The 21315-nt window shown below is 70.1% G+C and carries 20 protein-coding genes; 10 read left to right on the top strand and 10 right to left on the bottom strand.

The features are described 5' to 3' along the window. Positions 1-108 precede the first annotated feature (108 nt). Entirely contained in the window at positions 109-2757 is a 2649-nt protein-coding gene (locus ACIBEJ_RS25150; RefSeq protein WP_397185239.1) for a caspase family protein, read from the top strand. Positions 2758-2770: 13 nt separating this feature from the next. Here the strand turns inward: ACIBEJ_RS25150 and ACIBEJ_RS25145 are convergent, their stop codons facing one another. From ACIBEJ_RS25145 to ACIBEJ_RS25135, 3 genes are all read right to left on the bottom strand, one after another. Then, positions 2771-2935 carry a hypothetical protein gene (locus tag ACIBEJ_RS25145; RefSeq protein WP_397185238.1) on the bottom strand — a complete coding sequence of 55 codons (165 nt, stop codon included), beginning with the start codon at positions 2933-2935 and terminating at the stop codon, positions 2771-2773. A gap of 219 nt (positions 2936-3154) precedes the next feature. After that, positions 3155-4402, bottom strand: a complete 1248-nt coding sequence (locus ACIBEJ_RS25140) for an MFS transporter (RefSeq protein WP_397185237.1) — start codon at positions 4400-4402, stop codon at positions 3155-3157. Between the two features lie 63 nt (positions 4403-4465). After that, a complete protein-coding gene (locus ACIBEJ_RS25135) occupies positions 4466-5320 on the bottom strand; it encodes an alpha/beta fold hydrolase (RefSeq protein ID WP_397185236.1) in 855 nt (284 codons plus the stop codon). A gap of 52 nt (positions 5321-5372) precedes the next feature. On the opposite strand from ACIBEJ_RS25135, the gene ACIBEJ_RS25130 reads away from it, so the two are divergent. Next, on the top strand, positions 5373-6011 hold the full coding sequence (locus ACIBEJ_RS25130; RefSeq protein WP_397185235.1) for a TetR/AcrR family transcriptional regulator: 639 nt from the start codon (positions 5373-5375) through the stop codon (positions 6009-6011). A 180-nt stretch (positions 6012-6191) separates the two neighbouring features. Then, on the top strand, positions 6192-7052 hold the full coding sequence (locus ACIBEJ_RS25125) for a S1 family peptidase (protein WP_397185234.1): 861 nt from the start codon (positions 6192-6194) through the stop codon (positions 7050-7052). Positions 7053-7388: 336 nt separating this feature from the next. On the opposite strand, the gene ACIBEJ_RS25120 is transcribed toward ACIBEJ_RS25125, so the two are convergent. Both ACIBEJ_RS25120 and ACIBEJ_RS25115 read right to left on the bottom strand, forming a co-directional pair. Further along, positions 7389-8198: an alpha/beta fold hydrolase gene (locus ACIBEJ_RS25120; RefSeq protein ID WP_397185233.1), complete on the bottom strand. Its 810-nt coding sequence runs from the start codon at positions 8196-8198 to the stop codon at positions 7389-7391. Positions 8199-8350: 152 nt separating this feature from the next. Next, positions 8351-8965, bottom strand: a complete 615-nt coding sequence (locus ACIBEJ_RS25115; RefSeq protein WP_397185232.1) for a dihydrofolate reductase family protein — start codon at positions 8963-8965, stop codon at positions 8351-8353. 124 nt (positions 8966-9089) lie between these two features. Between ACIBEJ_RS25115 and ACIBEJ_RS25110 the strand changes: the two genes are divergently transcribed. Then, positions 9090-11966 (top strand): AAA family ATPase, encoded by a 2877-nt coding sequence (locus ACIBEJ_RS25110; protein WP_397185231.1) that lies wholly within the window; start codon positions 9090-9092, stop codon positions 11964-11966. A gap of 296 nt (positions 11967-12262) precedes the next feature. Here the strand turns inward: ACIBEJ_RS25110 and ACIBEJ_RS25105 are convergent, their stop codons facing one another. The 3 genes from ACIBEJ_RS25105 to ACIBEJ_RS25095 form a co-directional block, all read right to left on the bottom strand. Then, the gene (locus ACIBEJ_RS25105) at positions 12263-13090 is read right to left on the bottom strand and encodes an alpha/beta fold hydrolase (protein WP_397185230.1); all 828 of its coding nucleotides are present in this window, start codon (positions 13088-13090) and stop codon (positions 12263-12265) included. Between the two features lie 424 nt (positions 13091-13514). After that, positions 13515-14027 (bottom strand): ricin-type beta-trefoil lectin domain protein, encoded by a 513-nt coding sequence (locus tag ACIBEJ_RS25100; RefSeq protein WP_397185229.1) that lies wholly within the window; start codon positions 14025-14027, stop codon positions 13515-13517. 265 nt (positions 14028-14292) lie between these two features. After that, a complete protein-coding gene (locus tag ACIBEJ_RS25095; RefSeq protein ID WP_397185228.1) occupies positions 14293-14733 on the bottom strand; it encodes a VOC family protein in 441 nt (146 codons plus the stop codon). Between the two features lie 444 nt (positions 14734-15177). Between ACIBEJ_RS25095 and ACIBEJ_RS25090 the strand changes: the two genes are divergently transcribed. Beyond that, the gene (locus ACIBEJ_RS25090; RefSeq protein WP_397185227.1) at positions 15178-15663 is read left to right on the top strand and encodes a hypothetical protein; all 486 of its coding nucleotides are present in this window, start codon (positions 15178-15180) and stop codon (positions 15661-15663) included. 195 nt (positions 15664-15858) lie between these two features. Further along, entirely contained in the window at positions 15859-16029 is a 171-nt protein-coding gene (locus ACIBEJ_RS25085) for a hypothetical protein (RefSeq protein ID WP_397185226.1), read from the top strand. Here ACIBEJ_RS25085 and ACIBEJ_RS25080 read toward each other — a convergent pair. Then, complete coding sequence (locus ACIBEJ_RS25080; protein ID WP_397185225.1) at positions 16026-16598, bottom strand: GNAT family N-acetyltransferase; 573 nt, start codon at positions 16596-16598, stop codon at positions 16026-16028. The two genes, ACIBEJ_RS25085 and ACIBEJ_RS25080, sit on opposite strands and share 4 nt — an antisense overlap. A gap of 44 nt (positions 16599-16642) precedes the next feature. On the opposite strand from ACIBEJ_RS25080, the gene ACIBEJ_RS25075 reads away from it, so the two are divergent. From ACIBEJ_RS25075 to ACIBEJ_RS25060, 4 genes are all read left to right on the top strand, one after another. Beyond that, a complete protein-coding gene (locus ACIBEJ_RS25075; RefSeq protein ID WP_397185224.1) occupies positions 16643-16819 on the top strand; it encodes a hypothetical protein in 177 nt (58 codons plus the stop codon). Between the two features lie 156 nt (positions 16820-16975). Next, the gene (locus ACIBEJ_RS25070; protein ID WP_397185223.1) at positions 16976-17545 is read left to right on the top strand and encodes a TetR/AcrR family transcriptional regulator; all 570 of its coding nucleotides are present in this window, start codon (positions 16976-16978) and stop codon (positions 17543-17545) included. 327 nt (positions 17546-17872) lie between these two features. Beyond that, positions 17873-19087, top strand: a complete 1215-nt coding sequence (locus ACIBEJ_RS25065) for an MFS transporter (protein ID WP_397185222.1) — start codon at positions 17873-17875, stop codon at positions 19085-19087. Between the two features lie 52 nt (positions 19088-19139). Continuing rightward, positions 19140-19553 carry a Dabb family protein gene (locus tag ACIBEJ_RS25060; protein ID WP_397185221.1) on the top strand — a complete coding sequence of 138 codons (414 nt, stop codon included), beginning with the start codon at positions 19140-19142 and terminating at the stop codon, positions 19551-19553. A 242-nt stretch (positions 19554-19795) separates the two neighbouring features. On the opposite strand, the gene ACIBEJ_RS25055 is transcribed toward ACIBEJ_RS25060, so the two are convergent. Further along, positions 19796-21304 (bottom strand): FAD-dependent oxidoreductase, encoded by a 1509-nt coding sequence (locus ACIBEJ_RS25055; protein WP_397185220.1) that lies wholly within the window; start codon positions 21302-21304, stop codon positions 19796-19798. Between the last annotated feature and the right edge of the window lie 11 nt (positions 21305-21315).

Here is a 21315-nt window from a genome sequence, read left to right as displayed (position 1 = left end):
CGCTCACGTCAGCAGGGGAAACCGAGCCCGGGAAAACATGGCGCGCGACGGGTTCCTCGGGCAGCATCGGGATGTCCGCCATCACCAGCTTTCCGATCCGGAGCCGCGATGTCCCAGGGACACGATTTCTCACTGCGGATCACCCCGGCCGGGGCCGGTGTGGATCAGGCGGAGGTCGAGGAGCTGGCCATCCAGCTTCGCCGGGACCTGCTGGCGTCGGGGATCCCCGGGGTCACCCGTGTGGTGGAGGGGCCGGCTCCCGACGGGGCCCGGTCGCCCGAGCTCATCGCCACCGGGATCGGCTTCCTGGTGACGGGACTGTCCACGGCGGCGTCCGTGGCGCAGATCGCGGACTACGTTCAGCGGTGGCGGCAGGCGCATCCGCGCCGCCGCCGGGTCGTGGTCGCCGTCGAGGCCGGCCGCACACCCGATGGTTCCGGTACGGCCGGCCGGCGCAGCGCGCTCCTGGTGGCCAACGCGGCCTACCAGGATCCCGGGCTGAGCCGGCTGCGTTCGCCCGTCTCCGACATCAGGGCGCTGGCCGAGGTCCTCGGCGAGCCGGACATCGGCGCCTTCGACGTCGAGACGCTCACCGATGCCAACGAATCGGTGTTGCGGCGGCGGGTCGCGGCGCTCTTCGCCGACCGGCACCCCGACGACGTCCTGCTCCTGCACTTTTCCTGCCACGGGCTCAAGGACCAGCGCGGCAGGCTCTACCTCGCCGCGGCCGACACCGAGCTCGACTCGCTCGCGGCGACCGGGTTGCCGGCTTCGTTCGTCTCCGAGCAGATGAGCGAGTCCGCGTCGCGATCGGTGCTGCTCGTCCTGGACTGCTGCTACAGCGGGGCGTTCGCGCGCGACACTCTGGTACGCGCGGACCGTACCGTCTACCTCGGCGAGGAGTTCCGCGGTGGTGGCTCGGGGCGGACGGTCCTGACGGCGTCGAGCGCGACCGAGTACGCGTTCGAGGGCGGCCGGCTCACCTCCTACGAGGCTCAGCCGTCGGTTTTCACCGAAGCGCTGGTGCACGGGCTCCGTACCGGGGGCGCCGACCTGGATCACGACGGTGAGATCACGGTCGACGAGCTGTTCGACTACGTCGCCCGGCGCGTCCGCGAGGCCGGGGTCGGGCAGGTGCCGCGCAAGTGGAGTTTCGAGACGACCGGCGCCCTGGTGGTCGCGCGCAGTGTCCGCCCGGCCATGCTGCCGGAGGAGATCCGCGCCGACCTCGGCAGCGATCGGCGCGTCCTGAGGATGGAGGCGGTCCGGGCGCTCGCCGAGTTGCTCGCCGGGGGGCGCGAGGGCTATCGGCGGGCGGCTCGCCAGGCGCTCATCGGGTTACGCGACGACGACAGCATGCAGGTGCGGGAAGCGGCCGCAGCCGCGCTGGGCGACGTCGCGCCGCCCCGGCTGCCCCCGCCTGCCGTACCTCCGCCCCCGATCGAAACGCCCGCCACGCAGACGCCCGCCACTCAGACGCCCGTCACCGAAACACCCGCGATCGAGACGTCCGTCGCCGAGACGTCACCCCCCGCGCCTGTCACGAAGCGCCGGCGGCTGCTGGTCATCGGCGCGATCGGCCTCGCCGCCGCGGTCGCCGTGACGATCGGCATCGTGTCCGCACTGACCAACCAGAGCAGGAACACAGAGGCTCTCGGCAGTGGCAAGCCCCGCTTCGGGGAGCCGCTGTCCTCGGTCACGATGAGTCACGCCGGTTCGATCGATTCAGCCGGGCTGAGCCCCGACGGCCGCTGGATGGTCACGCTCGACAAGCCGGCCGACCAGGCCGCCGCGCGGGTCGCGAGGTTGTGGGACGCGGCGACCGGCCAGAAGGTGACGACGTTCGAGACCGACTACGGCGTCGTCTTCAGCCCGGACGGCAACGTCGTCGCCGCAGCCCGCTTCGAGGGCAAGCGTGAAGTCACCACGGTGGACGGCCAGCCGCTGGGCGTCTTCACCGGCGGCAAGACCACGGTCACGCTGTACAACACCGGCGGGGGCGCGGCCATGGCCTCGTTCACCGGCCACGACGGCGCCGCGGCCGTGGTGTTCAGCCCGGACGGCAAGATCGTCGCCACGGCCAGCCAACTCGCCGCCGAGAAGTCCTTCGACGCGCCGATCCGCCTGTGGGACGTCTCGACGGGCAAGCTGCTGACCGCGTTGACCGGCCACAAGAACGGCATCCAGGACATGATGTTCAGCCGGGACGGGAAAGTGCTGGTCACAGGCGCCGCTGGCGGGGTGACGAAGGTGTGGGACGTGGCCGGCGGCAAGGCCACGCAGACGCTCGACAACGTCTGGTTCCCGCTGTGGGTCAGCCCCGACGGTAAAACGTTCGCCGACACGTGGCAGGCGGGCAAGGGCGGCTTCGAGCTGAGGCGCGTGTCCGACGGGAAACGGCTGGCCCTGGTCACCAAGGCGGGCAGCTTCGCCGGCTTCGCGCCCGACTCCAAGGCGTACGCGACCGACAACGACGGCACGATCCGCCTGTTCGACCTGGCGACCAGAAAGGCCCGCGAAACGCTGACCGCGAAGACGCGGGGCGCTGTGGTGTTCAGCCCGGACGGCAAGCTCATCGCCGCCGTGACGAAGGACGGCGACCCGGCCCTGTTCGATGCCGCCACCGGTCAGGGTCTCACGCAGCTCACCGGCAGCCACAGCGGCACGGTCACCGACCTCACGTTCACGGCGGACGGGCAGACACTCTTCACCACCGGCACCGACAAGGTGGTGCGAAAGTGGAGCGTGGTGCGCTGAGTCAGGGGCAGGGTCACGGGTCGGGCCCGAGCAGGGGCGCGCTCCCCCCGCGCATCTTGCCGGTGACCGTCATCGGGAACCCGTCCACGACGTGCACGTAGCGCGAGCTCTGGTGGGGGGAGCTTGCCCGCGCAGAACTCCCGGCCATCAGGTCCTCGCCGTACTTCTCGTCGGGCACGCCGCATGGACCTCCGGCCACATCCTGGCCTGTCAGAACGTCCCAGATCTTGGGCGCCACCAGCCGGCGCCGGGGAGGGCACCGGCGTGGTCCCCATGGCGAGCACGGCAGCGCCCAGCGCCTTCCGTCCTCGGTGTCCGTTGGGCTTAAGGGTGGTGTCGTCGGCCATCGCGGCCTCCTTTCGACCTCTGTGGATCGGGATCATTACCGCGTGGCTCTTCACGTTCCGGAGTCGGACGTCTGCCTGCGCAGCGCTCCTGGCAGCGCGAAGGCGACAACCGCGGTGGTCAGCAGGCCACCGCCACCCGCGATGAGAAGCGTCGTCGGTGCGGAGGTGGCGTCCAGCAGGAACCCGCCTGCCAGGTAGGACAGCGCGGCGGCGACTCCGATCGCTCCGTAGAGGTTGCCGAAGACTCTGCCGAGCATTCCTTGCGGAACCAGGCGCTGCAGCATGGTGTTGGTGGCCACGTCCATCGCCGCGATGCCGAATCCGCGGATGAACTGGGTCATGAACGCGGCGGCGACGGCCCAGGCCAGTCCGGTGAGGAGGTTGCCGGCGCTGTTCACCGCGAATCCGGCGAGCAGCAGGGTCACCAGGGATGTCCGAGCGCTGTAGCGCGCCGTGAGGGCGTATCCGAAGAGCAGGCCGATGCCGACGGCGCCGAGAAGCAGGCCGACTGCCGACTGGCCGGCCGCGAAGGACTCGGTGGCCAGGAGAACCAGAGCGACGTCGTCCACTCCGTTGAAGGCCACGATGGCGCAGAAACCCAGGGCGATGACCCGGACCACCTTGGCTGACCAGATGTAGCCGAGCCCGGACTTCGCGTCCTGCAGGAGGGAGGTCTTCGTTCCTTCCGGGGAGGGCGTGGGGGGAAGCGACCGCAGCGTGAGCAGTACTGCGCCGGCGAGCAGGAAGGAGGCGGCGTCGACCAGGAGCACGCCCCGTATTCCGACGAAGGGGAAGAGCGCGGCCGCGGCCAGCGGTCCGAGAGCCTCGGCCGCGTTGGTGCCGAACCCCAGCGTGGCGTTGGCGGTCTCCAGATCCTTGTCCCGGACCAGCCCGGGTATCGCCGCGCGTGAGGCGGGCAGGAACACCTGTCCCGCGATCGCGCGCAGCCCGACCAGCACCAGCAGCAGGGGGAGCGGCGGCAACGAGACAGCGATGAGCAGGAGCACCATGCCCTGCGCCAGCTCACATGCGATCATCACCCGCTTGAGGTCGAAGCGGTCGCTGATCGCGCCGGCGATCGGGCTGAGAAGCGAGGGAACGAAGTCGCCGACGAGCAGCAGAAGTGCCACCGCGATCGCTTGCCCCGTGGTCTCGGCGACGTGGAGCATCAGCGCGACGAGACTGAGCGCGTCCCCGCCCACCGAGACGACGCGTGCCGACCACAGCGAGCGAAATCCCGCGCTGTCGCGTAACAGTTGTAACCCGCCGGCCTTGCGGGGTCCGCCGGAGCCTGACATGGTCCTTCTCTCCTCGGCCTTGGAGGTGCCCTGACGGCCCGGTCGTCCCCGGACGGGGGGTCATCAGTCCTGTGCCGACTGGGCCGACGACAGGGCGACGATGTGCTCGACGAGTTCGGTCGGGGCGTCGAGGTGCACGAAGGTGCGTACGCCGGGGATCTCGACGAACGAGGCGTCGCGGAACGCGCGTTGCAGACGCCGGCCGAGTGCGGGCTTGAAGGCGCGGTCGGCGCCGCCCCATACGATCCGCACTGGTCCGGTGAAGTCCTTCAGGCGGGTGGAGACGTCGAGCAGGTCCTTCGGATCGACGGCTCGCAGGAACCGGACCGCGTCCAGGCGGATCTTCTTGCTCAGTAGGCTCGGCTCGATCCATGCCCGGGTTTGGACTGGATCCAGCTTGTTGGCGAGCAGACCGAGCCCGAGGGGTGAGTGGCGGAACGCCCGTAACCGCATGGGCTGCATGTTGAGGCGCATCCGGAGTTCGCCGCGCAGGAGGCGGAAGATGATGCTGTAGGGGAAGGGCGGGAAGGTGTCGAAAGCGTCGCAGTTCGTGAGCACGAGCCTGCCGATCCGGCTGGCGTCGATGTCGAGCAGGAACTGGCTCAGCGCGCCGCCCGTGTCGTTGCCCACCAGCGTGACGTCGCGCAGGTCGAGGGCCTCGAGGAAGGCCAGGATCTGCCGGGCGACGCCGCGCGGGGACTGGTCGGCGTCGGCTCGCAGGGGTGTGCGATGGGCTCCGAGCGGCCAGTCGGGTGCGTAGGAACGGATGCCGTGCTCGGCGAGATGGTCGGCGACGCCGGACCAGACCGAGCCGTCGACGAGGAACGCGTGGACGAAGACCACCGGAGGCGCGGTCGAGTTTGCTGGGCCCGCGACGCGATAGCTGACGGTGCCCTGTGGCAGGTCGATCGTTGTCATGCGACTATCCTCAGATAGATACAACCTGTATGTAAACTTAGGAACAGACTGTATGCAAGTTTCCCGCCGCACGCAAGCGGACCGCACGGCCGCGACCAGGACCGCCCTGATCGCCGCTGGTAGAAGGCTGTTCGCCGAGCATGGATTCGCCGGAGTCGGAACGGAGACGATCGTCAGCGAGGCGGGCGTGAGCCGAGGCGCGCTCTATCACCAGTTCGGCGACAAGACTGAGTTGTTCGCCGCCGTACTCGCGGACGTCGAGGGCGAGATCACCAAGCACCTCGCCGCCGAGATGTTCGCCGACGCCGACGCCGCCGGTGACTTCGTCTCGCTGATGATGCGCAGCGCCGAAGGCTGGCTCGAAGCCTGCCAGCGGCCCGACGTGCAGCGGATCGTGCTGCTCGACGGGCCGTCGGTGCTGGGCTGGGTGCGTTGGCGCGCCATCTGCCAGGCCAATGTGCTGGGGTTGATCGAGGAGGTCCTCGCCCAAGGGCTGCGGGACGGCGTGCTTCAGCCGCTCCCGGTCAGGCCGCTCGCGCACCTTCTGCTGGCCGTGGCGGACGAAGCGGCGCTCTACGTCGGTGCCGCCGTCGAACCGGACGATGCCCGGCGTGACATGGTGGCCATCATCCGCCCGCTTATCGAGGCGCTCATCCGACCGCAGGCTGAGCGATCAGAAGAGGTCCGGTGACTCCTCGCGGCTCAGCACCCTTATCGCGCCACCAAGCCGCACGACGTTTCCCAGGCTGCCCATGTGGACAATGTCAAGGCCGGTCGCAGGTAGCCTGGCATGGCGGGCCTGTTGACCTGGCAGAACGCCGCGCGAAGCGTCAGGGTCCCCTGCCCGCGCCTATCGACCGACTGGAGATCTGTGTTCAAGGCAACCGGCAGACGATCAGTGGTGCTCGCCACCCTCATGGCCACCGGGCTCGCACTGACCACGGCGACCACGGCCGCGGCGAGCACCGGCCGCCCCGCGATCATCGGTGGTAAGGCCGCGACCGAGACCTACTCGTTCATGGTCTCCTTCCAACTGCGGAAACTGCCCGAGCACCACTGCGGCGGCTCCCTCATCGCCCCGGACTGGGTCGTCACCGCCGCCCACTGCAAGGGACTCATGAAGGCCGGCAAGACGCAGGTGCGGGTCGGCTCACTAGAGCGTGACACGGGCGGAGCCCTCACCGGCGTCAAGCGCGTCATCACCCATCCCAACCAGGACAAGCCCGGTATGCGCGGGGAACCCAAGGACGACATCCTGCTGGTCCAGCTGGATCGGCCGGTAGACCTTGAGCCTGTACGCATCGCCGACGGCCCAGGCCGGGTAGGCGAGCCGACCCGCGTCATCGGCTGGGGCATGACCTGCGACGACCCCGACGATCCGCTCTGCTCGAACGGTCCACGGCTGCTGCAGGAACTCGACACCGTACGCGTACGCGACAGCCGGTGCTCTTCCCTCAACCGTGGCGAGGAGCTGTGCACCGCTGAGCTCAACGGCCGTGCCGCCAGCGCCTGCAACGGCGACTCGGGTGGTCCACAGATCCGCAGGGCCGGCGGCCGGTGGGAGCTGGTTGGAGCCACCTCGCGTGACGGCGACGACATCGAGGACCGCATGAACGGCGACGCCGGCTGCTCCACCAACCCCAGAGGTGGGCCAGGAGTCGGCATCTGGACCGACGTGACCCACTACCGTTCCTGGATCACCGACACCATCACGACATACAGCGCTTCCTGATCATCCGCCCGGCCATTGCGGTCAGGGGTCGCTGGCGTGACGGTTGGTGGGTGGAACGCCACTCGAAGCCTCCGCCTAGCTCCACCCACACGCCGGGCAGGCCATGCTGGGCGATATCGAAGCAAGGCGACGCTCGGAGTTCGCCCGCCTCGACGCGCTACGATCGAGCCCGTCGGCCGGGCGCTGCCGCCTCCGCTTGATGAACCGCTGCGCCCCGGCGGGGGTTGTCCCAGGAATACAGGCCCCGGTGGGTGAGCCTCACCGGCCGCAACCCGTTCGACCTGCGCACGTTCCCTAGCGCGCCCGTGCGGGTACCGCGTCTGGCTGCCGGGCTGGTCAGCCGAGGAGGAAGGTGCGGGCCTGGTCCGCGACGGGTTCGGGGGCCATCCAGAAGGCGGAGTGGTCGTGGTCGGCGAGGGTCAGGACGGTTACGTCCGGCAGGATGGCGGCCAGTGCGTGGGCTCCGGTGCGGATGAAGGGCTCGCCGTTGCCGCCGACGGCGACCGCGATGGGTGCCTTGATCGACCAGCGGTCGGTGGGCAGGGGCTTGCCGTCCTGCAGGCCGCGCATGATCTGGCCGTCGTAGGCGTAGGTGTGGGCGTAGGCGGCCATGGCGTCCCAGGAGGGGTCCTGCTTCATCGCCGGGATGTACTCGGCCGGGACGCCGATCATCTCGGTCATGAAGTATTCGACGGCTTCGCTGCGCTTGCCCGCGGCGACCAGGGCGCTCTGGTGCTGGACGTAGTCGGCGGGCGCCGGGGGCTTGGAGTCGTCGACGATGAACGGCGGTTCGTACAGGTAGAGTCCCGTGATCTTGTCGCCCAGCGCGCTGGCGGCGTCGAGGGTCAGCCCGCATCCGCCGGAACCGCTGGTCAGGGCCGCGGAGCCGCCCGCGATCTCGATGAGGGCGGCGATGTCGTCGATCTCGCGGGCGGGGTCGTAGGGCTGGGGGTCGCCGCTGGCGCCGCGGCCGCGCCGGTCGAAGCTGATCACGGTGAAGTCTTTGGACAGCGCCTCGGCGATGCCGGCGACGCCGGTGTGGTCTTCGGCGACGTTGCTGATCACGATGATGGCCGGGCCGGATCCGGTCTTCTGGTAGGCGATGGTGGTGCCGTCGGCGGAAGTGAGGGTGGAAAGCTTGGACATGATCGTTTCTCCTTCGTGGATGGGTGAGTCGCTTCGGCGTAACCGTCGGGCAAGCGCGGTGACGGAGACGTCGCAGCCCTCGCCGGCGAACACGTCGTCGTAGGCGAGTTCGCGGTGGTCGATGTCAGAAGTGTGTGATGGGTGGTATGCCGTCACGGGGTTGCGCGGTTGCGGTCGTACAGCAGGCAGATCGCGCCGCTGCCGGTGGTGTGGGCGGTGGTGAGTGACCATGAGGCGGCCGTGCCGTCGGGGAACAGGCGGGCGCCGCCGCCGAGGAGTTCGGGGCACTGGGTGATGCTGAGCCGGTCGATCTCGTCGGCTTCCAGCAGTTGCCGGATGACGCTGGTGCTGGCCAGGACGATGATGTCGCCGCCTTCCTCGTTCCTGAGCTGTTTGACGACGGTGGCCGGGTCAGTGGTGGCCAGGCGCGTGTTGTCCCAGTCCGGCTGCTTGAGGGTGCCGGTGAAGACGATCTTGTCCACGTCGGTGAGCCAGCGTGCGAAGGTGCGGTCATCGGGGTCGGCGTTGTCGTCGTCGGCGACGGCGGGCCAATACCCGGCGAACCCCTCGTAGCTTTTGCGGCCGAGCAGGGCGGTGGTCGCCGTGCTGGTGACGGCGGCCGTGTGCGAGCGGGCGCCGCGGGTGAGGGCGTGCGGGACGACCCAGCTTGCGTCGTATTCGCCGCCCGGGCCCGTGACGCGTCCGTCGAGGGACAGAGCGATGTCGGCGACGACGGTACGCGGCCGCTGGCTCTTTCCGGTGGTCATCACGGGCTCCTTCCGTGTCCGGCGGGTGGTGTCCCGGTCGTTGCTGGTGTGACCAGGTTGTCGTGCCGGGTGGCATGCTGTCGTCGTCAGACTTGGTGAGATCGAGTCCGGGCTTGGGGGTGAGATGGGGATGGTCGGGTCGGCTGCCGGCCTGGTTCTGGTCGGTCGGCACAGGCACAGTGCCGCGATCTTGGCGGCGTATGAGCGGGCTCGCGCGCGCCGGCCGGTCACCGTTCTGGTCTGCGGTGAGGCGGGGATCGGCAAGTCCCGGCTGGTGGCCGCCGTGACGCAGGATCTGCCCGGCGAGCCGCTGGTCCTGGCGGGGGGCTGTCTGGAGCTGGGCGCGGAAGGCGCCCCGTACGTGCCGTTCGTCGCCGTTGTACGCGAACTCGTCCGCCGGCTCGGCCGCGATCGGGTGCGGGCTCTGCTGCCGCAGGCAGGTTCGGCGCTCGGTGACTGGCTGCCGGACCTCGGCCCGGCGCCGCGGCAGTACGCGCGGACCAGGCTGCTGGAGGAGATGCTGGCTCTGATCAGCCGGGTGTCGGAGAGCCTGCCGGTCGTACTCGTGATCGAGGACCTGCACTGGGCCGATGCCTCCAGCCGGGAGCTGTTCGCCTACCTGACCCGCAACCTGGCGGGCAGCGCCGTCCTGCTGATCGGTACCGTCCGTACCGGCGAACTCGCCGCGGGCCACCCCAACCGCAGGCTGCTCGCCGAGCTGAGCCGCGGCGACGACGTGGTACGCCTGACGCTGGACCCGCTGGAACACGAGCACGTGGCCGAGCTGCTCGCCCACCTCGACGGGCAGCCACCGGAGCCGTCACGGAGCGTCCGAATTCACCGGCGCAGCGGCGGCAACCCGCTGTTCGTCGAGGCGCTGCGCAGCGCCGATGAGGCGGCGGCCGACGACTTGAGGACTCTGTTGCTCGACCGGATCACCAGCCTGCCCGGCCCCGCACGCGAGGTGATGGCGCTGCTGGCGGTGGCCAGTACCGCAGTGACCGACGAGACCCTGCACGAGATCGCCGACCTGCCCGAGGAGACGCTGGCGTCGGCCCTGACCGACCTGGCCGGGCGGGAACTCGTGACGGCCGGAGAAGAGGGGTATGCGGTACGGCACGATCTGATCAGGGAGGCGGTGTACGCGTCGCTGCTGCCGGTCAAGCGGCGTCGCATGCACGCCCGGTACGCCGGCGTACTCGCCTGCCGCGCACCCGACAGCGCCGCACTGGCAGAACACTGGACGGCCGCGGGGAAGTTCGCGCACGCGTTGCCGGCCGCATGGCGAGCCGCCGAGCGCGCCGGCCGCCAGAACGCCTACGACGAGCAGCTCCACCTGCTCGAAATGGTTCTGACGCAATGGACGCGGGTCGCCGACCCGCCCCGGCTCATCGGCGCCAGCCGTACGGAAGTGCTGGAACAGGCGGCCGCGGCGGCCTTCGCGGCGGGCAAGTCCGCAGTCGGCATCGCCCACTGCACCGCGGCGCTGGACCTGCTCGACCCGTCGGTGGATGCGCACCGCGTGGCCGGGCTGCTCGGCCTGCGTGGCCGTATGCACAACCGCACCGACGGCACCGGAGCACACGACCTGGAGCGCGCGCTCACGCTGCTGCCACCGGGCCGGTCGGACGTGTCGGACGCGCTTCGGAGCCGGCTGCTGTCCGCTCTGGGCTTCGTCGGCGTCGTGACACATGATCCCGACCAGGTACGGCAGCACGCGGCCGAGGCGCTGCGCATCGCCGAGCGGCTCGACGACGACCGTCTGCGCGCGCCGGCTCTGCTGATAGTGGCCCAGCTCGACGGCACCGCCGGGGAGCTGGAATCGGCCAGACGCACCTTCGGCGAGGCCCGCCGTATCGCCGAGGCGGCCGGGGACGAGCACACCTATCTGACCACCTTCCAGTGGGAGGCGGACGTCGTCGAGGCCAGTGGCCGGTACGCGCAGGCGGCGGACATGGCCCACGCCGGGCAGCGGGCCGCGCGACGGCTCGGCCAGGCCCGATCCCGCGGCAGCATGCTCGCGGCGGCACGTGCCTTCCCCCTGACGTTCCTGGGCCGGTGGGACGAGGCCCTCACGGTCGTCCAGGACGCGCTCGCCGAAAACCCGCCACCGCTCTACGCCGCGTTCCTGCGCCTGGCGGCCGCCGACATCGCGCGCTGCCGGGGCGAAGTGGGCCGGTTCGAGACGCTGCTGCGTCAACTGACGGAGTTCGCCCGGCACACACTCGCGGCGACCGAGGTCAAAGCCGGCCTGACCCTGCAGCGGATCGCCTGGGGGCTCGACCAAGGCGACCCGGACCTGGCCGATCGCATCCTCGGCGAGCATCTGGCGCTCCCGCCCGCCTGGCCGCCGCATTACGTGCTGCGGCTCGCCGTACTCGGGGCCCGGGTGCAGCAGGTACGGCGGAGCTCGGCGCCGCGCAACCGGCAGGTCGCCCGCCACAGCGCCGACCGGCTCGCCGACCTCGACCGGATGGTCGGCGACGTACGGCCCGCCACACCGACGCTCACCGCCTACCACCTCACCTTCCGCGCGACGGCCGCCTCCGACAGCCTGCCCGCCTGGGACCGGGCCGCCGCTGCCTGGCGCGACCTCGGCAACCGCTACGAGACCGCGGCCGTGCTGACCGACGCGGCGCGCACCGCCCTGGCGACCAACAACCGACCGGGCGCCCGCTCCCGGCTTCGCGAGGCGCACACCATCGCCACCGATCTGGGCGCTGAACCGCTGCTCGCACGCATCGACGACCTCACCGGCCGTGGCCGCCTCGGCGACGCGGCCACGACCCCGGCACCCGGTGTCTTCGACCTGACCCGCCGCGAACTGGACGTGCTGCGCCTGCTCGCCCACGGCCGATCCAATCCCCAGATCGCCGGAGAGTTGTTCATCACCACCAACACCGTCGCCACCCACGTGGCCAGAATCCTCACCAAACTTGCCGTCTCCACCCGCACAGAAGCCGCCTCCCGCGCCCACCAAGCCGGCATCTTCGACACCTGACAGTCAACGCACGCGCCCCGCGGCACCGGCGGGAGATGAAGCCGGCCACGCGACGTCGTCGACCGCGAGCCACGGCGCGACCGACATGGTCGTCGGCGTGAGCCCGGCGAACGTCGCGACCTCGCGGTGAAGGTGGGACCCGCACCCGGCCACGATGCTGCCGCGCTCGTGCCGGCCAGGGGCTTCGTAGACGACGCCTTCGCCTTCGCCCAGATCGACAAGCAGGGTGACGCACGGCTAGGCGATCATGGAGCTATCCACCGAGGCCGGCAGGCAACACCCGGCCGGTCCAGGCATCAGGGATCACGGGTCGTCGCCGGGCCCGCCGCCGTGAAGTCCAGCAGCAGCTTGCCGATCGTCTCGGGCGCTTCCAGCATGGGCAGGTGCCCTACACCGGGTAGCAGTTCGACTCGCGCGCCCGGCACCGCGTCGTATCGGCGCGCCGACGACGGCTCCCAACGGGGGTCGGCAGCACCGAAGATCACCTGCACGGGTACCCCGAGGGCGGCGAGCCGCTCGGGCACGCTCCGTTCGGCGATGTAGGCGGTGTTCTGGCGCAGCACCGTCCTCATCACGCGGTAGGTGATGCCCCGTACATCGGCGATCACATCGTCCGGGAGGTCCACGGGGCGAACGGCCGTCGCGCTGATCCCCTTGCGGATCATCGCATCCGAACGCCTCGGCCAGATGAGCGGGCCCAGCGGCGGGGCCAGCAAAACCCGAAGGATGAACGGCTGCCGCAGAAGCGCATCCGGGCTCGGGCCACTACTGATCAACGCGAGCGAACCCACGAGGTCGCGACGTTGCTCGGCCAGCGCGGTGGCGACGTAGCCGCCGCTGGAGTGCCCGGCCACGGCGACGTGACGAAGCCCGAGCTCGTCCAGCAGCGCCGCCACCTGACCCGCCTGCGCGGGCACGTCGTACGACGGCGCGGGCGGGGACTGGCCGCAGCCCGGCAGGTCGACCCGAATGACGTGATGCTGACCGGCCAGCGCCGGGACCACCGGACCCCAGAAACCGCCCGAGGCCCCCGACCCGTGGATGAGCAGCAACGGCGGCGCCTGCCGCGGACCGTCATGGACCACGTGCATCCCATGCGAACGTGCAATGTCGAATCCACTCATGCGAACACAATGCACGCGCGGCCGGCCACCGGTCTTGGACAAATGTTCCCGCGCAGCCGAAGACCGGGGACCGTACCGAGGGCCCAAGGCCGGAACACGGCCCGGCGGGCCCATTCCCGCGCGGCAGGAGCTTCCGAGGTGCATCGTCGAGATCGCCGTCACGACGGGTACGGCGAGCAACGCGGCCAGCCCCATCCGCCAGTCGAAGGCCGGGTTGGGTGGGACACGGCCGCCGGATCGACGCCTCGTTCGCCGGCCACCAGCGCCGCGTGTTACGGCAGGGTCTGTCCAGTGAGCGGCGTGATTCGATCTCGCACTTCCGAGAGGGCGCACCCGCTCTGCGGCAGGCACGCCTCCGGGGTTACTGCGACAGCCGTCGGCGGTACCCGTGAACTCGGCGGGGTGACCTGCTACGGCGGCATCACTACCAGTAGGTCACGTTCCATCCCTGCGAGGGAGTGGTGACGCAGGTTCCGGGCGACACGTTGGCCCCCTCCACGGCGAGAGCGGGACTCAGGCAAAGGTTGCGGCCCGTGCTCGTGCTGACAATGGCGAAGTTCTGATGCGTCCAATATTGGATGCGATGGTCGATGCAGCGCTGCAACTCGGCCACCTGGACGCCGGTGCCCGCGGATACGGAAGCGAGGCAGTAGCTGCTCTGGAGATGGATGAGCCACCCGCCGTTCCACCAGCCCCACCTCTGGCCGGCGTCGCCGCTGTGGCAACGACCCAGGTAAACGCTCCGACCGAGGTTGCCGGTGGTGTCAAGGCACAACCCCAGGTCCGCATGATTGGCGATCTTGAATGGTCCGGGAGTACCGGGAGGGTACAGGGCGCTGGAACCTTGGCCGCCTGGGTTCGCTGATGCGCTTGCCACGCTGCCGAGGAGAAGCAGGGGCGCGGCCAGGACGGCCGCGGCCAGCCGGAGCCGAAACATTTGCTGATCCCTTCGTCAAGGGGCCCGAAATGGACTGCTTGCGTGCTCACGAGGCGGCCGTGGTTCGGTGCTCAGCCAATGACAGGATGCATGCCACAGCGAAGGTTGTCTTTACCCCTGCGTGCACTATTTTGTCACGCGAGCAGTTGATGCTGGTGAGCTCGTCCATGGAACTGTCGCGAGTCGCCCGTGACGAGCCTCCCGGTCAGTCCGGCCAGGCGGTGATGTTGCGGAAGCTCCACCGGCGATGCCGCGCCCTCGGGGGTCAACGCCAGGGCATGTGCTGCAGGCACCAGGTATTGCCGTCGGGGTCGGCGAAGTACGCGTAGAACACTCCGCCGAGGTCCTCGACCTCGCTGATCTCGACGCCGCGTTCGACGAGTTCAGCGCGGGACGCCTCGATGTCGGCGACCACCAGATGCAGACCGCGCAGTGTTCCCGGAGGCATGTCGAGGGTGGGCAGACCTTCGGCGAGGGTGATCGAGCATGCCGACCCGGGCGGGGTGAGTTGGACGATGCGGATACCGGGTTTCGGGTTGACGTCGACGTCGAGGCGGAACCCGAGCTGGTCCTGGTAGAAGGCTTTGGCCCGTTCGATGTCGGTGACCGGCACCGGCACCAGCTCCAGCAGCAGCGTGCCGGGCGGCACGGGCGGGTTGCCGGAATCCTTGGGGATCTCGTTGGCAGGGGTGGGCGTGCTGGTCATAAATGGCGCCTTTCGTGGATGAGGGTGGTGAGCCGGCCAGCGCCGCGAACGTCGCGTCCAGCGTGTCGCCTGCCACCATGTCGATAACCCCTCAGTTCTATAACCAGATGGTTTATATGCCTTGGAGTCCGAGTTTGTCAAGATCGCGAACGCTCTGGGGCACCACGGGAAAGGTCTTCACACAGGCCGGCACCCCCACGGCCGATCCGGACCGGCTGACCTACCTCACCTCCGAGGCGGCCGCCCGGTACCTGCGTGAACTCCCAGAGCGGATCGGGGCCTGTGTCGTCGGCCGCGACCTGTTCGGCCTCACCGCGGGCTGGAAGGGGCGGCGCTTAACGGCTCGCGACGCCAGTCGAACTGACGGGCGGACGCCAGCCTCAGTGGATAATGACGGCCTGGGAGCTTCGAGGAAACTCAGCGGGTTACAAGGAGGGGCGCTGGGTGAGGGAGGAAACGCCGGCCAACCGTACCGGCCGGCCGGAGATCGACGCCCTGCTGGACACCGCCGACGCCGAGCATCAGGCGCTGGCCGAGCTGCAGGTGATCGGTCAGGCCGAGCACGTCGTGACCGGATCCCGGCATGCCGCGCTCGCCGCCGAGCACCAGGCCCTCTGCGAGCGGGTACGGCGGGCCGACGACGAGATGCGCGCCGCCCAGGAGAGCGGGGCGGCGGACCGGATCGCCGCGGCGGCCGAGGCCCAGGACCGTACGTGGGCCGACTTCCACCGCCGCTCCCCCGCCCTGATCGCCGAAGCCCAGCGGCTGTTGCGGGCACGACTCGAGCACACCGGGGCCGTGCTCGGTCAGGTCGGCACCGCCTGGGCGGCCGAGGCGCGGGCCCGTGACGCCCTGGCCGGCCGCCATCAACCCGAGGCAACCGATCCCCCGCGGCCGGATGACCCGGCCGACGGCCGGGAAGAGGCGTGAGCACGGCGCGTCCGTCACCCGATCCGACCCCTCGCCGCGGTCACCGGCTGACGCCGACACCTCGTGCAGGGCAGGGCCTCGATCAACCGGGCGCTGGCCGCGATCAAGCTGCTGGACGCCAGTCCGGGCCGCACATAGAGGTCAAGCCCGCGCGAAGGAGCGTGCCCGCCTGCACGTGGCCGACGTGCGGCTACCGTGCGCACCGGGCAGCCGCGCCTGCACGGCGAAGGCGACGAACTTCGCACCATCGCGCTGCCGCCGGCCGCATCGGCTGCGCGCCCTGGCCTGGTCGGCAGTCTGTTCACCAAGGTCCCGGGTTACCAGGGTCCACGGCTGTGCGAGGCCGTCGTTGGCAAGATCGCCTAATAGGGCTGGATCGCCGCACGTCTCCATCTCGGGTCGAGGACGCGCGTCATCCAGATCGTGGTGCCGCGTTCGGCGTCCTCGGTGATGCGGCCGCTTCGGTGGAAGCCGAGCTTCTCGAGGACACGGAACGAGGGTGCGTTCCACTCCCACACGGTCGCCCAGAGTCGGCGACGTCCTGTCCGAGTCGCGGCTTCCATGACCGCACGTGCGGCTTCTGTCGCGTAACCGCGGCCATGAGCTCGTTGTGCCAGCTCGTACGCGATCTCAGGTTCGTCGAAAGATCCCTGGCCGACAGTCAATCCGCAATACCCGATGAACTCACCGGTGTCCCGCAGCTCGATAGGCAGCAACCCGAGCCTCGGATCCGCCGCCAGCGGATTGTCGAGGAGCCAGCCACGGATGTCCTCGACCGTCGGGCGTCCCTCGGCGTCGATCTGCCGTACCGGCGGCACTCTTTTATCCCGCTCAAGCCATAGCCCGCGGTACTCCTCGGCGTCCGACGGCATCCACCGCCGCAACCGCAGCCGCTCGGTCACCAGTTCCGCCGGCAGATCCTCGTAGGTCCCCACCCGACCAACCTAACCAGTGCCGACCCAGACCGGAGAACGACCGTATGAGGCACCGCGGACATGGGCTGAGGAACGCCGCACCGAAGCGCACCCTCGCCGTGGCGGGCGGCAAGCACATCGTCCCGGCCGCCGGCGACCACGTACGCGTGCGCAAGAACGACTACCGCGCGGCGCAGCAGCACCGGCAGACAATCAGTACGAGAGCTCGCCATGCCGGGTAACAGGAACCACGGGGAGCCGCCGTCGTGGAGACGGCCGGTCAGGCCACGCTTCAGCGCACCGGCGGATCGGGACTCTACTGACGGGTTGGCCACGTTGAGGACCAGAGCTCCGAGCCGGCCTTGACAACCAAATTGTGTGAGTGGTTTATTACTCACATGGCGACATCAGCATCCCAACGACAGCTGTCGACCGCCGACGAACGGAAGAAGACGGTCCTTCGCACAGCGGTCAGCACTTTCGCCCGCCGCGGTTACTTCGGCACCACGACCACGGACGTGGCCCAGCGGGCGGGCATCTCGCAGGCCTATGTCTATCGGCTGTTTCCCGACAAGGAGACGCTGTTCGTGGCGGTGGTCGAGCACTGTTTCGCGCTGATTCGCGAGAGCCTGAGCGATGGCGCCGCCGCGGCCGGGGGCAGCTCGCCGGAGAAGGTCCTGGATGCGATGGGCGACGCCTACGCCCGGCTTGTCGCCGACCGGGACCTACTCCTGGTGCAGATGCACGCGCAGTGTGCGGCGGCCTCGGAGGCTGCGATCCGTGAGGCGGTGCGCGCCGGCTACGCCCGGCTGGTCGAGTACGTGCGGGGTGTCTCCGGCGCGGCGGAGGCCGATATCCAGCGGTTCTTCGCCACGGGCATGCTGTGCCACCTGGTGGTCGCCATTGACGCCCACCAGGTCGATGCGCCCTGGGCCCGGGCGTTGACCGACGGTCTGCGCCATTACTGACGTCCGTGCCGGGGCAGCCGAACGAGGTGACGACATGACCGCGCTCGCGCCGCCGGCCGTTCCGGACGTGGGTGCTGTTCATGCTGTGGCGCTGAGCGCCCCCGCGTCACCGGTCCCCCGTGGCCATTTTTTCGGGCCAAAGAGTGAGTGATTGACCACACACATCTAGAGTGAGGAGACCACCATGACCACCCCGACGACCCCGCGCGTCGAGCGCTGGGCGGCCACGCTGACCGTCCTGACCCTCACGCCGGCCTTCATGGTCACGCACTGGAACTGACGCACCGGCCGGGTGCTCTCGGCCGAACCCGCGAGAGGAGCCCTCCCATGGCATCCGTTCCGACTCAGCCGGCCCCGTCCCAGCGGGCGCCCTCACGCCCCGCGCGCGCCGCGATCCTGGCGGCGGCCATGCTGACGATCATGGCGCCGGCGATCATCTCGCCCAGCCTGCCCGCGATGCGGGAGGCCTTCGCCCACGCCCCCGGCGCGGACCTCCTCGTCCGTTTCGCGCTGACCGTCACCTCCCTCGCGATCGCCGTCAGCGCACCCGTCTCCGGGCTGGTCGCCGACCGCCTGGGCCGCCGCCCGCTGCTGGTCTCCAGCCTCGTGCTATACGCCATCAGCGGCACCGCCGGATTCTTCGTCACCGACCTGTACCTGTTGCTGGTCACCAGGGCGCTGCTCGGCATCGCGGTGGGCGGAATCATGACAGCGGTCAGCACGACGATCACCGACTGGTTCGACGGGCCGCGGCGTGCGTCCTTCCTCGGGCTCCAGCAGGCCTTCGCCGGCCTGGGCGGTGTCGTCTTCCTGCCGCTGGCCGGACTGCTGGCCGCGGTCAACTGGCGGGCACCGTTCTGGATCTACCTCGCCTCCGCCGGCGTCGCCGCGCTCGCCATCGGCGCCCTGCGCCGGGAACCACCGAGCCGGCGCACCGCGGCACCCGGCCTCTCACGCCCCCGGCAGTCCACGATGACCGGCAACATCCTCGGCGTGTACGCGCTCGCCCTGGTCGCGACGCTGGTGTTCTACATGGCACCCACTCAGCTGCCCTTCCTGCTCAGCGGCCACGGCAGCGGACCCACCCTCACCGGCGCGGTGATCGCCGGGAGCACCCTGTCCAGCGCGATCGGCGCTCTGGTCTTCCCGGCACTGCGCCGGCGGCTGAGTCCCACCACGATCACCGCGGTCAGCCTCGCCCTGCTCGGCGCGGGCTGGCTGCTGGTCGGCACGGCCGACGCCGTTGCCCAGATCGCGGCCGGGCTGCTCGTCGGCGGTCTCGGGGTCGGATTCGCCGTTCCCAACCTCAACCTGCGGCTCAGCGAGCTCGCCCACCCCGACCAGCGCGGCCGGGTCCTCAGCGGCCTGGTCACGGGCATCTTCCTCGGACAGTTCCTGTCCCCCCTCGTCATCCAACCCCTGGTCCAGAGCACCGGCATCACCGCCGCCTTCACCTGGACCGGGATCGCGATGGCAGCAGCCGCCGCCCTGGCCGCCCTCGCGGCGTGGGCGACACGCAAGGCCCGCGCCGCCGCCGGCTGACAACCCACGCCACCCGACCACGACAACCCATCACCACTGAAAGGAAAGTCCGATGATCATCCACGGCATCCGCTTCACCCTCAAGCCCGGCGTCACACCGCAACAGCTCGAGGAAGCCCTCCAGAGCCTGCGCAACCACGGCAGGATCCCGCCCGTGACGTCCTTCGTCGTCGGCCGCGACTACGGCGGTGACTACGAGTGGGGAGCCACCTGGGCGATCGAGGACCTCGACCGCTACTGGGAGTACCTCATCCACCCCGCACACCTGCACACCGACCGCATCGGACTACCGCTGATCGACAAGATGACCTCGTTCGACATCACCGACGACCCCGACCCGGACATCGGCGCAAAGATCGCCGCCCTGCACCAGCGCCGCTACGACAGCATCCCCGACATCGCCGAACTGGTCTCCGACCTGGGAGAGTACAAAGGAAGCGCCGCACCGGGCCCGCACGGCACCTGACCACCGCGTCACACCCTGAACGAGAGGGCGCCCGTCCCGGCCGGGACGGGCGCCCTCCAGCAGTCTGCACAGCGCGAACAGAGGAAGGGCGGTACGCGCCCACACCGGGGCCGGCTTTACCCACGTCGCGCCGGCTCAGATCGGCGCCGAGCACCGAGGCCGTCTTCCGGGATGGGCCGGCCAAAGACCTGCTGCCCGCGCTTCGGGAGTCTGTGAGCTCCCTCGGAAGGCGGAGCCGTACCCTAATCCTGCGGTTCGTCCAGTTCGGCTGGTGGCAGCGGTTTCACCGCGGGTCCCTGTAGGACGGCGCCGTCGATGTCGAATCGTGAGCCGTGGCAGGGGCACTCCCAGGTGTGTTCGGCCTCGTTGAAGGCCACGACGCAGCGCAGATGGGTGCAGATGGCCGACACCGCGTGCAGGGCGCCGTCGGTGTCGCGGTAGACGGCGCGTCGTTGGCCGCCGGTCTTGATCACGATGCCCTGGCCGCGCGGCAGTCCGGTCAGGTCGTCGCTGTCGGGTACGGCCAGCCGGTCGGCGACGAAGTGCCGGACGACGTCGGTCTGGGCCTTGACCGCCGGACCGGCCTCGCGCAGCGGGTGCAGCCGCCGGGGGTCGTAGATCTTTGACCACGGCGACTGTCCTGCGGTGATGAGGGCGCCGAGCAGCAGGCCGGCCAGGACGCCGTTGCTCATGCCCCAGCCGCCGAAGCCGGTGGCGACGTAGGCGTGCCTGGCCCCGAGGTGGAGCGGGCCGATGAAGGGCAGGCCGTCGGTGGTGCTGTTGTCCTGGGCCGCCCACCAGTGCGTCACCGTTCCGGTCTCAAACCGCTCGGTGGTCCAGGCGCGCAGCCGGTCCAGGCGTTCGTTCACCCGGCCCGCACCTGGGGTGAAGGACTCGCCGGTGACGATGAGCAGCCGCTGCCCGTCCTCGTACGGGGCGGTACGTACGGAACGGGTGTTCTGCTCGGTGGTGATGAACATGGCGCCCGGGTCGCGTCCGGCCGGGATGGGCGCGGCGACGACGAGTTCGCGATGGGGACGCAGCCGGGCCAGCAGCAGGGACCGGTCGAAGATCGGATAGTGCGTGGCGATGACCACGTCGGCCGCCGTCACCCTCTGCCCGCGCTCGGTGGTGAGGCGGCAGGGCTCGCCCTCCTTCAGGTCGACCACGCGCGTGTCTTCGAAGACGAGCGCGCCTTGCACGGTCATGGCCTCGGCGAGACCGAGGAGGTAGGCGCGGGGGTGGAACTGCGCCTGGTTCTCCACGCGGACGGCCCCGGCGATCGGGAAGGGCAGAGAGCTGTCGGTCACGAACGAGGCCGGCAGCCCGGCCTTGGCGGCGGCGCCGGCTTCGGCCCGCAACCGGTCGAGGTCATCGGCCGACTCGGCGTAGGTCAGCGCGGGCACCCGCTCCAGGTCACAGTCGATACCGAGGGTGGAGACGGTGGCGACGACGTGGTCGATCGCCTGTCGCTGCGACTCCGCGTACAGTGCCGCCGTCGTGGGGGCGAGCCTGTCGTAGATCAGGGTGTGCTGGGCCGACAGCTTGGCCGTGGTGTGGCCGCTCACCCCGGCCGCGACCCGCCCGGCCTCCAGCACGGCGACGCTGCGCCCGGCCTTCACGAGTTCCCAGGCCGCGCTCAGCCCCGCGATGCCCGCCCCCACCACCGCGACGTCGACACGGAGGTCACCGTCCAGGGCGGGGTAGGCGCGCCCCGGCGCGGTCCGCATCCAGTACGACTGTGCGCTCATGCCCCGGCCCC

It is taken from the genome of Nonomuraea sp. NPDC050790 (genome assembly GCF_044456745.1).
GTDB lineage: Bacteria > Actinomycetota > Actinomycetes > Streptosporangiales > Streptosporangiaceae > Nonomuraea.
Note: the sequence above shows the minus strand (reverse complement) of the source record. Positions and strands in the feature narration are given on the sequence as shown.

Bases quoted from the DNA above. Each gene is read 5' to 3' on its own strand.
- ACIBEJ_RS25150 (WP_397185239.1), top strand. From the start codon at position 109: ATGTCCCAGGGACACGATTTCTCACTGCGGATCACCCCGGCCGGGGCC.
- ACIBEJ_RS25140 (WP_397185237.1), bottom strand. From the start codon at position 4,402: ATGTCAGGCTCCGGCGGACCCCGCAAGGCCGGCGGGTTACAACTGTTA.
- ACIBEJ_RS25135 (WP_397185236.1), bottom strand. From the start codon at position 5,320: ATGACAACGATCGACCTGCCACAGGGCACCGTCAGCTATCGCGTCGCG.
- ACIBEJ_RS25130 (WP_397185235.1), top strand. From the start codon at position 5,373: ATGCAAGTTTCCCGCCGCACGCAAGCGGACCGCACGGCCGCGACCAGG.
- ACIBEJ_RS25120 (WP_397185233.1), bottom strand. From the start codon at position 8,198: ATGTCCAAGCTTTCCACCCTCACTTCCGCCGACGGCACCACCATCGCC.
- ACIBEJ_RS25115 (WP_397185232.1), bottom strand. From the start codon at position 8,965: ATGACCACCGGAAAGAGCCAGCGGCCGCGTACCGTCGTCGCCGACATC.
- ACIBEJ_RS25110 (WP_397185231.1), top strand. From the start codon at position 9,090: ATGGGGATGGTCGGGTCGGCTGCCGGCCTGGTTCTGGTCGGTCGGCAC.
- ACIBEJ_RS25105 (WP_397185230.1), bottom strand. From the start codon at position 13,090: ATGAGTGGATTCGACATTGCACGTTCGCATGGGATGCACGTGGTCCAT.
- ACIBEJ_RS25100 (WP_397185229.1), bottom strand. From the start codon at position 14,027: ATGTTTCGGCTCCGGCTGGCCGCGGCCGTCCTGGCCGCGCCCCTGCTT.
- ACIBEJ_RS25095 (WP_397185228.1), bottom strand. From the start codon at position 14,733: ATGACCAGCACGCCCACCCCTGCCAACGAGATCCCCAAGGATTCCGGC.
- ACIBEJ_RS25075 (WP_397185224.1), top strand. From the start codon at position 16,643: ATGAGGCACCGCGGACATGGGCTGAGGAACGCCGCACCGAAGCGCACC.
- ACIBEJ_RS25070 (WP_397185223.1), top strand. From the start codon at position 16,976: ATGGCGACATCAGCATCCCAACGACAGCTGTCGACCGCCGACGAACGG.
- ACIBEJ_RS25065 (WP_397185222.1), top strand. From the start codon at position 17,873: ATGGCATCCGTTCCGACTCAGCCGGCCCCGTCCCAGCGGGCGCCCTCA.
- ACIBEJ_RS25060 (WP_397185221.1), top strand. From the start codon at position 19,140: ATGATCATCCACGGCATCCGCTTCACCCTCAAGCCCGGCGTCACACCG.
- ACIBEJ_RS25055 (WP_397185220.1), bottom strand. From the start codon at position 21,304: ATGAGCGCACAGTCGTACTGGATGCGGACCGCGCCGGGGCGCGCCTAC.